At 62.5% G+C, this 10,881-nt stretch carries 8 protein-coding genes; 4 read left to right on the forward strand and 4 right to left on the reverse strand.

Going from position 1 to position 10,881, the window contains the following annotated elements; translation table 11 throughout:
• Window positions 1–179: 179 nt before the first annotated feature.
• Window positions 180–1,148 carry an MBL fold metallo-hydrolase gene (locus CKO23_RS18770; protein WP_200333379.1) on the forward strand — a complete coding sequence of 323 codons (969 nt, stop codon included), beginning with the start codon at window positions 180–182 and terminating at the stop codon, window positions 1,146–1,148.
• A 133-nt stretch (window positions 1,149–1,281) separates the two neighbouring features.
• On the opposite strand, the gene CKO23_RS18775 is transcribed toward CKO23_RS18770, so the two are convergent.
• The 4 genes from CKO23_RS18775 to CKO23_RS18790 all read right to left on the reverse strand — a co-directional run bounded on the left by CKO23_RS18775 (window position 1,282) and on the right by CKO23_RS18790 (window position 6,380).
• Window positions 1,282–1,476, reverse strand: a complete 195-nt coding sequence (locus CKO23_RS18775) for a zinc-finger domain-containing protein (RefSeq protein ID WP_200333386.1) — start codon at window positions 1,474–1,476, stop codon at window positions 1,282–1,284.
• Window positions 1,477–1,568: 92 nt separating this feature from the next.
• Window positions 1,569–2,492 carry a branched-chain amino acid transaminase gene (locus CKO23_RS18780; RefSeq protein ID WP_200333388.1) on the reverse strand — a complete coding sequence of 308 codons (924 nt, stop codon included), beginning with the start codon at window positions 2,490–2,492 and terminating at the stop codon, window positions 1,569–1,571.
• A gap of 111 nt (window positions 2,493–2,603) precedes the next feature.
• Window positions 2,604–5,459, reverse strand: a complete 2,856-nt coding sequence (gene glnE, locus CKO23_RS18785; protein WP_200333397.1) for a bifunctional [glutamate--ammonia ligase]-adenylyl-L-tyrosine phosphorylase/[glutamate--ammonia-ligase] adenylyltransferase — start codon at window positions 5,457–5,459, stop codon at window positions 2,604–2,606.
• A gap of 9 nt (window positions 5,460–5,468) precedes the next feature.
• Window positions 5,469–6,380 carry an aldose epimerase family protein gene (locus CKO23_RS18790; RefSeq protein WP_200333400.1) on the reverse strand — a complete coding sequence of 304 codons (912 nt, stop codon included), beginning with the start codon at window positions 6,378–6,380 and terminating at the stop codon, window positions 5,469–5,471.
• A 476-nt stretch (window positions 6,381–6,856) separates the two neighbouring features.
• On the opposite strand from CKO23_RS18790, the gene CKO23_RS26905 reads away from it, so the two are divergent.
• From CKO23_RS26905 to CKO23_RS18805, 3 genes are all read left to right on the forward strand, one after another.
• Entirely contained in the window at window positions 6,857–7,129 is a 273-nt protein-coding gene (locus CKO23_RS26905) for a hypothetical protein (protein WP_440870580.1), read from the forward strand.
• A gap of 103 nt (window positions 7,130–7,232) precedes the next feature.
• Window positions 7,233–7,559, forward strand: coding sequence for a hypothetical protein (locus CKO23_RS18800; protein ID WP_200333402.1), 327 nt, complete (start codon window positions 7,233–7,235; stop codon window positions 7,557–7,559).
• Between the two features lie 117 nt (window positions 7,560–7,676).
• Complete coding sequence (locus tag CKO23_RS18805) at window positions 7,677–10,748, forward strand: Agd3-related carbohydrate deacetylase (RefSeq protein ID WP_200333404.1); 3,072 nt, start codon at window positions 7,677–7,679, stop codon at window positions 10,746–10,748.
• Window positions 10,749–10,881: the final 133 nt, after the last annotated feature.

Here is a 10,881-nt window from a genome sequence, read left to right on the forward strand (position 1 = left end):
TGAAGCGACTGGAGCGGTCATCGGTTCGGCCACATCATCGCGGGCTTCGACGTGCAGGCGTCAGCCGCCCCGCGAAAACGGGTGGCCTTCGTTTAGACTTCGGAGCTTGTTTCTCATTTCTCAGATGCGAGGGGCCATCCGGCAACAGTGCCCCTAGCAACCGCCTTGGAGTGATCCGCATGTCCCACGCCCCTTTCAAGGAGATCGCCGACGGCATCTTCTGCATCGAGACCGGTCTCTACCGCCACGGCCTCGCCGCCTGCTATCTGATTCGTTCGGGAGACCGGCTGGCCTTCGTCGACACGGGAACGGCCAACACCTTTCCCGGATTGATCGGCGTCATCGAGGCACTCGGCCTGACCCCAGCGCATGTGGACTACGTCATGCCGACCCATGTCCACCTCGACCATGCCGGCGGCTCGGGCAACCTCATGCAGGCCTGCCCGAATGCGCGCCTGGTCGTTCATCCCAAGGGCGCGCCTCACATGATCGACCCCAGCAAGCTGATTGCCGGGGCCACGCTGGTCTACGGCGAAGAGGCCTTCGCGCGCGATTTCGGCACCCTGCTCCCCATCCCGGAAGCGCGCGTCATCATCGCCGAGAACGGCCAGACCTTCGACCTCAACGGACGTGTGTTGACCTTCGTCGATACCCCCGGGCACGCCAATCACCATGGCTGCATCTTCGATGCACGGACGAAGGGCTTCTTCACGGGCGACACCTTCGGCATCGCCTACCGCGAATTCGACACGGCCGCCGGCCCCTGGCTCTTCGCGCCGACGACCCCGGTCGCCTTCGATCCCGAGTCCTGGCAGACCAGCCTCGACGCCCTCATGGCCTACGCGCCCGAAGCCATGTATCTGACGCACTATGGCCGTATCGATCGCCCCGGCGATCTGGTCGACGACCTTCGTCAGAGCATCCGAGCCCTGGCCGACATCGCCTTGGCCGAAGAAGGCAAGGCGGACGACGAACGCCCGATGCGCCTCAAGACAGCGGTCACCAACCATCTCATCGCCAGCGCGCGCGGGCATGGCGTCGCGCTCACAGACAGCCGCGTCCAGGAATTGCTGGTCGTCGATACCGAGCTGAACGCGCAGGGATTGGAGGTCTGGCTGAAACGCAGAGAGAAGCGCGCCAGCCATTGACCTGCCGGGACGGGCATCGGGCTGGACGGGGAGGCGGAATTGCCGCCGCACGGACCCTGGCGGCCAGAGGGTGCGACGGCAGCATGAGCGCCACGGCTCCAGCCGTGGCGCTCACCGAGTTGATGGGGGGATATCAGTCCTTCAAGACGTAATGCGCGCCGCAGTAGGGGCACATCGCCTCTTTGTTGGGCGCGTCCTCGATCGGTAGATAGACGCGTGGATGCATATTCCAGAGCGTCGCGCCTGGCATCGGACAGGAGAGCGGTAGATCCTTGCGGCTGACCTGGATCGGGGCCTCTTGCGTCTGGACTGCGGCGGCATCGGACATGAATGACTCCTCTCGACTCCTAACCTTCGACATCGCGGACATGGGCGGCAGCTCGCCAGCGGCATCGAGCCCGGCTGACGAGCTCGAATGCTTCACACGAGACTGAGCCACTCCGGGTGCTGGTCGCGGCGGCCATGGACCTGATCGAAGTACAGGCTCTGCAACCGCTCCGTGATCGGGCCGCGCGTCCCGGAACCGATGGCACGCCCATCGACCTCGCGGATCGGGGTGACCTCGGCGGCCGTGCCGGTGAAGAAGGCCTCGTCGGCGATGTAGACCTCATCGCGGGTGATGCGCTTCTCGACGACCTTCAGGCCCAGCTCGTCGCACAGCATCATGACGGTCCGGCGGGTGATGCCGTCGAGCGCGGAGGTCAGGTCCGGCGTGTAGAGCACCCCATCGCGCACGATGAAGACGTTCTCGCCGCTGCCTTCCATCACGTAACCCGAGGCATCCAGCAGGAGCGCCTCGTCATAGCCGTCGCGCAGGGCCTCCTGCAGCGCCAGCATGGAGTTCATGTAGTTGCCGTTGGCCTTGGCGCGGCACATGGTGATGTTGACGTGGTGCCGGGTGAAGGAGGACACCTTGATGCGGATGCCGTTGCGCATGTTGTCCTCGCCCAGATAGGCCCCCCAGGACCAGGCAGCGACCATACAATGCACTTCCAGGTTGTCCGCGCGCAGTCCCATCCCCTCCGGGCCGTAGAAGCACATCGGACGGATGTAGGCCGACTCCAGCTGGTTCTCACGCACCGCATCCCGCTGGGCCTGATTGAGGGTGTCGCGGTCCCAGGGGATCTTCATGCCAAGGATGTGCGCCGAGTTGAAGAGGCGGTCGGTATGCTCTTGCAGGCGAAAGATGGCCGCCCCCCTGGACGTCTGATAGGCCCGAACCCCCTCGAAGACGCCCATGCCATAGTGCAGGGTATGCGTCAGTACGTGCGTCTTGGCTTCACGCCAAGGCACCATCTCACCGTCCAGCCAGATCAGGCCGTCACGGTCTGCCATCGTCGCCATGTTTCAACTCCGCTTTCGCCGGGGATCGGCCCCGAGCTCGCTATAGACGCCAAAAAATCCCGCGGCGCCGACTCCGGGCCGCGGCCGGAAGCGCGCGACGCGAGCGCGCCGTCATGCTTCCATCAAGGTACGCCACAAGGCCCGGACCCGATCGCGCTGCTCGGACAGCTGATCGACGGGAATGGTCTTCGGCTGCTCTTGCAGCGCACTGCGATGGTAAGCGGCACGCAGGGCCTTGTAGGCGTCAGTGAGGTCTTGGGCGGCCTGCCCGGGCAGCAGATGCAGCCGCGCCAGGGTCTCCAGCAGCCGCACATTGTCCGTCCAGTCCGTCAATTCCGGATGCGCCGCCGCCCAGCGCAAGACAGCGTATTGAACCATAAACTCGATATCCGCAATACCGCCGGCACCTTGCTTGAGGTCGAAGCGTCCGTCGCGGGTCTTGTCCAGGCTCTCGCGCATCTTCAGCCGCATCTCGCGCACCTGGGTGCGCAGCTCCTCGGGGTCGCGCGTGCGACAGAGGATCTCCCGGCGGATCTCGGCGAAGCGCCCGAAGAGCGCGGGGTCGCCCGCAACCGGCCTGGCGCGCACCAGCGCCTGATGCTCCCAGGTCCAGGCATCCGTCGCCTGGTAGGCGGCGAACGAGGCCAGCGAGCGCACCAGCATGCCCTTGTTGCCGTCCGGGCGTAGGCGCATGTCGACCTCGTAGAGGGTCCCCGACCCGGTCTGCGTGGTCATCATATGGATGATGCGCTGGCCCAACCGCGCGTAGAACTGCTCGTTGCTGATGTCCTTGGGTCCCTCGGTCATGGCGTTGATCGACTCCCCGCCATGGAGGAACACCAGATCCAGGTCCGAGCCATAACCCAGCTCGATCCCGCCCAGCTTGCCATAGCCCAGCACGAGGAAACCGCTGTCCTCGCCCAGGATCGAGGTCGGCCGCCCATGGCGCGCGATGAAGTGCTCGAAGGCCAACCGCAGCACCCGCCCGACCGAGACTTCCGCGATCTCGGTGAGATAGTCGCTGACGACCATGAGCGGGATGACCTCGGTCAGATCAGCCGCCGCGACCCGCAGCATATTGCCCTGCGCGAACTGATGGAGCCGCTCCATCTGCTGCTCCAGATCCTCCGCATCGACATGGGCCAGCAGTGCATCCAGCTCCGCCTCCAGGTCCTCGCGACGCAGCGGGGCGTAGAGACGCCGCGGATCGATCAGCTCGTCCAGCAGCAGGGGGTGACGGCCGATCTGATCCGTGAACCAGGGACTCATGCTCGCCAGGCGGGCGAGGTGGGAGAGGATGACGGGATGCTCGATCAGCATCGCCAGGTAAGCGGTGCGGCGGGCGACGGCCTCCAGGACACGCAGGACCCGCTGCAGCGCGAGGTCCGGCTGATCGCTCCCGGCGACGATCCGCAGCACCTGGGGCATCAGCTGCGCGAGCCGCTCGCGCCCGCGGCTGCTCAGACCCTTGCGCGCCGTGACGTCACGGAACTGCTCGATGCGGGTCCGCACGCCCTCCGGATCCTGAAATCCAGCCTCATCGAGCAGCACCAGGTCCTGCGCGGTCTCATGTCCGCCAACCCAGACGCCCCCGAGACCGGACTCGCCCGTGGGAGCATCCGTCACCGGTGCGGCGAAGACCTCGTCGAACTGTGCCTGGACGAGTTGGCGGTGACCCTCCAGCACGCCAGCGAAGCTGGGCCAATCGACAAACCCCATGGACCTCGCCAGGCGCAGACGCTCAAGCGCGTCTTCCGGCAGCTTGTGGGTCTGCTTGTCGCGATAAGCCTGGAGCCGATTCTCCACCAGCCGCAGGAAACAATAGGCCTCATCGAGCCGGGTGACGGCATCGCCAGGCATCAGCCCCCTGTCGGCGAGCAGCGCCAGTACCTCGCGAATCGGCCGCACCTGCAGCTCCGGATCCCGCCCGCCGCGCACGAGCTGAAAGGCCTGACCGATGAATTCGATCTCGCGAATGCCGCCATGACCCAGCTTGATGTTGGCATCCATCCCACGGCGATACAGCTCCTTGGCGATCATCTGCTTGAGATCGCGCAGCGACTCGAAGGCGCCGAAATCCAGATAGCGCCTATAGACGAAGGGCCGCAACATCTCCATGAGCACGGCGGCGTCCCGCGGGTCGCCCGCGATCGGCCGGGCCTTGATCATGGCGTAGCGCTCCCACTCGCGCGCCTGGGACTGGTAGTAGTCCTCCATCGCCTGGAAGCTCATGGCCAAGGGTCCGACCTCGCCGAACGGACGCAACCGCGTGTCGACGCGGAAGACGAAGCCATCCACCGTGTTGTTGGCCAGCGCCTGAACGAGCCTCTGTCCCAAGCGGACGAAGAACTGCTCGTTGCTCAGGGTGCGCGGCCCGCCCTCCACCTCGCCCCGGTGAGCGAAGGCAAAGATGAGGTCGACATCCGAGCTGAGGTTGAGTTCGCGGGCGCCGAGCTTGCCCATCCCGAGCACGACCAGCCGCAGCGCCCTACCCTGCGGATCGCGTGGCGTGCCGATCTCGGAGCAGGTCCAGTCATGGAGAAGATCCAGCGCGCACTGGACGCAGACGTCGGCCAACTCGGAGAGGTCTTCCAACGTTTCGGGCAAGGGCGCGGCAGTGCTGATGTCGCGCCAGATGATGCGCAGCATCTCGCGGCGGCGAAAGACCCGCAGCGCCTGATGCAGCGCCGGCTCGTCGGTCACGCCCGCGAGCGCCGTGACCAAACGGCTTGCCAGCTCTCCGGGCGCATAGGGGCGCCGCAGATTGCCGCTGGCGATCAGCTCGGCGAATTCCGCAGGGTGCCGCGCCGCCGAGATCGCGACATATTCGCTCGCCTCCCAGACGCGCGCGCGGGCCGCCGTGAAATCCAGATCCTCGGGAACGGAGACGCCCGCTTCGCAGGCCCACTCCAGCCAGGTTTGCCAATGCGCATCGTTGCTGAGATCTGGGTGGCTTTGCTCGCTCATTCGGTCTACTCAGAGTGTTTCAAGACGATATTCGGCGGCAATCCGAGCCTCCTGGCCCGGCGGAATCGCGATGACCTCGGAGGCCGTATTCACGGTCTCGACGCAAATGAAACGCCGATAGTCCTCATCATCCAGGTCCGCCATCTCTCGCGCGATCTCGACCCAGGGATTCCAGACCACGCAGGTACGGCTATGCTGCGCGTCGATGAGGATACGCCTTTCCAGAACAGGATCCTCGATCGCCAACCGCGATGGAACGCCTTCGTAGATCCGATTGACCTCGGCGCCCACGCTGACCGGCCCCCGCTGAATCACCGAGCGGTCCTGAGCGCCCCTCGCCTTGTCGATGTAACGACAGCCGTCGAGCCCGGTAATGCGCGCCCGGGTCGCATCCCCCACCTTTAAATAGGTGTGCAACCCTTGCGTGATCCGCATGGGATCGTCGCCCGCGTTACGCGTGATGAGCGTCACCGAGAGCGTCCTGCCGACGAGGATATCCACCCAGAGATTGAAGTAGAAGGGCCAGCGTTCTCGCGTTGCATCGTCATCCGCGACGCCGAGCCGCACACGGGTCGAACCGTCGTCCATGGCCTCGGCCGCGTGCACCGTCCACGGCAGACAGCGGATGAAGCCATGCAAGCCACGCCCCTGCCCGTCAGGATCGGGACCGAACCACGGCCAGCAAATAGGCACACCGCCTTTGTTCTCCTGGCCGGGCGTGAAGTGGGCGCGCTCGCTCACGAACAGCAGATCCTCCGCGACTTCACGTGGACGGTAATGCAGCACCTGCCCCCCGTAGGGCGTGATGGTCGCTGTCGCCAGCGCGTTCTCGATCTCGATCATCACGAATCCGCCTCGCCCCTCGACGAAGCGCAAGATATCGGCGATGCCGAATTCGGCATTCAGGGAATCAATGTCCACCTTGGCTCCTTTCTGAATTCCAAGCACCCGATCGATAACGGGAACTGACGGACGACTGGCCCGATGTGAAGGTCGTGCCGGGGTCTCTCGGCGCTGACGTGCATGCTGCTCATCCACCTTCGGCTCGCGGTTGGCACCATGGCCCCTGGCGCCCCGATCCCCATTCTCGCCTCATCAACCGAGAACGCAGCGAAGCGGCAACCGTTGGAGGATGAGACCCTGAGTCTTTCCACACCGCTTCCACACACACACCGATTCCACACACGGATTCCACACACACACTGATTCCAATTTCTAGGTAGCGCACCGCCGTCACGGCGGCTAGGATTTTGCTGATTGCCTACCAGGAAGTCGAGCCATGAGCACGCACTACGAAGCCGACATCATTGCATGGCCCGAAGAGCAGGCTCCATAAGCTGCGGGCGGCGATGGTCAGACCGGGGCGCGACTCCATCGGGCCGCAGCATCCCCTCGAGGTGGACGAGACGCTCGTTGGGAGCGCTACGCAGGGCGAAGGCCGCGGGCGGCACCACAAGACGCTGGTCGTCGGCGCGGTTGAGGTGATGGCTTGCACCGACGCGAAGTGGACAGGCCGTGATCCGAATCTTCCGCGCGGCCAACAGCGCGGCGGGCAAGGGCGTGGTGTCGTAGCGGGCCGTTTACGGTTTCAAGTCGTGCCCGACCGCAAGCAGGAAACGCTCGTGGCGTTTGCCCAGGCGGACATCGCCTCGACTCGAAGTGATGCATGACATCGTCATTTGACTCTTTATCAATCGGCATGAATTCGGACCTGCCACGCGAACACCATGTTGAAATCACTACCAGTCAATCAACGTTTGGAGGGTCTTGAACATGATCAATCATCGGTCTCTGTGGGCGTCAACAGCCGCTCTTTCCTTGCTTCTGATCAGTGGCGTCACGACACCCTCGCTGGGGCGTGCAGCTGAATCCTCACTCACTGAAACGGAAACCGTGGAAATCCGCGCAGACGAAGAACAGAGGCTCGCGAGCCTAGACACCTCGTACGCCAAACAACAGCGCCAGTTGGCAGAGCAGTACGCAAAGGAGGCACAGCTTGTTGCGAAGCAGGGCGGCGATCCAGCGCCATTACTTCAGGCCGCCGCCTATTTCAATAAAAAAGCCGATGAGCAGGCAGCGAAGGATAAAACGGACAAGTAGATCTGCTGCCCTGCCTCAGGCCGCTGCCAGAATGAGGCTCAGGCGACATTGTACTGTCGGGCTGATGGTCCTTGTGGCTAATAGCCAAGTAGAAACATAAACCTAATTGAGACGTCCATGATGAAACCGAGAAATGCCTTCCAGTTGGGGAGAACCTCGTGTCTTTTACCGCCATGCGCAGGCTCGCTGTTGCGCGTGATAGCGACAGGGCTCGCCCTGTTTGGCGCCACGGCGGTGCTCGCCGATGACGCCGTTCAACTGAAGGTGCTGGTGGTCTCGACGGCGGACGAAACGAAGGATCAGGGATTGGCCTATATCAGGACCATCCTGGATGAGATGGGCGTGCCCTATGACCTTCATGACACGAGCAAGAAGGACATGACCGCCGAGACGCTCTCGCCGAACGGCTGTAAGGCCGCTGCCGCCGGTTGCGTGGGGAACTACAACGGCATCATCCTGACCGACACGATGCAAACCATCCTGACTCCCGAGGAGTGGCAGGCGCTTCACGCCTATGAAGTGGACTTCAAGGTCCGCGAAGCGGTCATCTCCGGCTTTCCGGGTACTGGGGATGCCGGAGGTTACAACTATGGCATGGCCGACATTGGAAACAATGTGGACGGCGATACCGCGAGGTCCATTGGTCGCTGGCAGGGCCGCGCCGGCGGGCCGGAGGTGTTCGGATATGTGAACACCTCCAATCCGCTACCCATCACAGATTTTGCTTTCAGCGGCAACCCTTTCCTGACTTTTCCCGCCCCACCGAATGGAACGACGCCCTCCGTCGAGCCTCTTCTGGTTGCCGCCGACACCTCGGGGAATCCCGATCCGGGAAAGACACTGGTTTCGATCCTGCACTATGAGGACGGCCGACAGGTTCTGCTATCGAGCATCACGAACGCCTCGTACCTGGTGCATTCCCAGGTACTGGGCTACGAATTCATCAACTTCGCAACGCAAGGGGTCTTCGTCGGCGGGCGACACGTCTACATGAGCGCGCATTTGGACGACCTGTTTCTCGCCGACGAACTCTGGGATGTCAAGGACACTGCGGATCCCTCCGACGGCTTTACGAATCCCTCGTTGACGTACCGCTTGACCGGCCGCGACATCCTCAATGGCGTTGCCGCCCAGTCCGCCTTCCGCGCTGCCCATCCGACGGTCGGCAACGGGTTCCAGCTGGACTTCCCGTTCAACGGTGCTGGCGCGGTAGTCGATCCCGAAGCGGAAGAGAAGAAACTGAAAGCCAATCTGAAAGAAGATCTGGTGGCCGCGGTAGTCGCCAATATGAATGCGTTCGGCTTCATCAACCACACCTTCAGCCACGCAGACATGGACAAGGCACCCAATCCGCTGGCTGCCCCTTGCGACTACCCAACGCTGACCACGGTCGAGGACATCACGCAGGAGATCACCAAAAACCGCGCGGTTTGGAATCTCCTGAAGCTGCCCGAACAGGAAGAGAACATGCGCATCCTCGTCAGCGGTAATCACTCGGGGCTGAAGGATCGCAATTGCACCGACTATCCGGAACTCCATCCCGAAATGCTCAACGTTCAAGACGACGATGTGCCCTTTCCGGGCGGTGTCAATCCGCTGTTCCTCCAGGCCGCCGCCAACACGGGTGTGGATTACCTTGCATCGGACGCGTCTCAACTCAATCAGAATGTGGAGCAGTACATCAGCCAGGTCAACGACGGCAGCAATCAGGACCGCATCCTGATGCCCCGCTGGCCGACCAACATCTTCTACAACGTGATCAATCCGGTTCAGTTGGCCGACGAGTACAACTATATCTTCCATTGGCGGTGGATCGCTCAGGGCGATGATCCCTGCACCATCCCCGGCGCCATCTGCGCAACGCGGAACTATGACGCGATTCTCGCGGCAGAAGCCGATACGGCCCTGCGCCACATGCTGTCCTTCAAGAAATGGCCGCACTATTTCCATCAGACGAACCTGGCGGACTACGGTGGCGGCAGCACACTCATGTTCGACTGGCTGAACGCGGTGTTTGCAGAATACGAGAAGCTGATGGTGCTTCCGGTGAGCAACCCGCCCTACTATTTGCTGGGGGAGAAGACCGAGGCGAGTCTCGTCGCCCGCTCGGCAACCATTCGCGCGACCTGGGATCGACCCACGAACCGGGTGACCTTCTCGGCCAACAAGTCGGTACCCAAACTCTTGGTCACCGGTTTGCAGGGCGGTGAGTTCTACGGAGGTCAGTTCATCCGGGAAATCAACGTGAACACCACGCCGATGACGGTGTTGGTCGCCAGCGACTCGATGACCTTTTCCTCGTCGCTCTTTGCGATCCGCACCCAGGTGCAATCATTGATCGACGATTCCGCAACGCCGATCGCGATGGTGCAGGACCTCGAGAAAAAGGTGCTCAAAAATGTCAACACGGCGTTCGAGGCCTTTCTGAAAGGAGAACCACAAAACGTAGGCAAAGGCCTAAAAGAAGCGATCAAGAAGCTCCAAGAGATCGGCGACGCCTATGGCTACGACCCATCGAGCTTGCAGACCGACTTGGCCGCATTGGCGGTCAGCGAGTTGGAGCGGCTGATCGACCGGGTGCGTGCTGTCACCGGGCCATCCGATGACCATCTGTTGGAGGCCGAGGGCAAACTCATTGAGGCGCGCAGCGCACTCGAGGCTGGCCATTACGAGTTGGCGGCCGAGGATGCCGGCAAAGGCAGTGACAAGATCAAGAACCCCAAATACGTCGGCAGTTTCTGCTCGGATACGAGGGCAGAGGTTTACTACTCCCGCTTATGCGAGATAGAGGCGATCCATGACGACGTCGCCGAGCTGTTTGTCACCCATCCAAAAGACGGCAAGCTGAAAGAAGCCCGCGACAAGCTGCGCGACGGGTTGGCTAAGTTGGCAGTTGTTGACGTCAAGGAGGCAGCTAAGAAATGTCGTGAAGCGGGCCAGAAGCTGGCCGACGTGACTGCGGTCGACGTTTCGCGGAATCTAGCGGAGCTGACTGGTCTGGATTCCAAGTCCGCGGTGGCCGGTCTGCTGTCGCAGTATCTGACCGATGCCGAGATGTCGGCTCACGATCCGGTTGATCTGATAGACGCCGGGGACCTCTATGATCTGGGCGAGTTTGCCCGCGAAAACGCTGATTATCTCGATGCGCTCGAGCACTATGAACAGGCAGCGGCACTAGCCAAGCCATGAGTGAGCGCTAGTGGTCTAGAGTGAAAGTCCTAATACTGTTTCTGGGCGATCGATGGCATCCTACTCATCTGTCTTGAGTTTCGCCGATGAGTTGATGACACGATGCCACGCTGCACCCCGATTCCCGTTTCCC

This window comes from Thiocystis violacea (assembly GCF_016583565.1).
GTDB classification, from domain to species: Bacteria; Pseudomonadota; Gammaproteobacteria; order Chromatiales; family Chromatiaceae; genus Thiorhodococcus; species Thiorhodococcus violaceus_A.

What these genes read in the sequence shown, in the direction of transcription:
- CKO23_RS18770 (WP_200333379.1), top strand. Translation starts at nt 180, where the DNA reads ATGTCCCACGCCCCTTTCAAGGAGATCGCCGACGGCATCTTCTGCATC.
- CKO23_RS18775 (WP_200333386.1), bottom strand. Translation starts at nt 1,476, where the DNA reads ATGTCCGATGCCGCCGCAGTCCAGACGCAAGAGGCCCCGATCCAGGTC.
- CKO23_RS18780 (WP_200333388.1), bottom strand. Translation starts at nt 2,492, where the DNA reads ATGGCGACGATGGCAGACCGTGACGGCCTGATCTGGCTGGACGGTGAG.
- glnE (WP_200333397.1), bottom strand. Translation starts at nt 5,459, where the DNA reads ATGAGCGAGCAAAGCCACCCAGATCTCAGCAACGATGCGCATTGGCAA.
- CKO23_RS18800 (WP_200333402.1), top strand. Translation starts at nt 7,233, where the DNA reads ATGATCAATCATCGGTCTCTGTGGGCGTCAACAGCCGCTCTTTCCTTG.
- CKO23_RS18805 (WP_200333404.1), top strand. Translation starts at nt 7,677, where the DNA reads ATGATGAAACCGAGAAATGCCTTCCAGTTGGGGAGAACCTCGTGTCTT.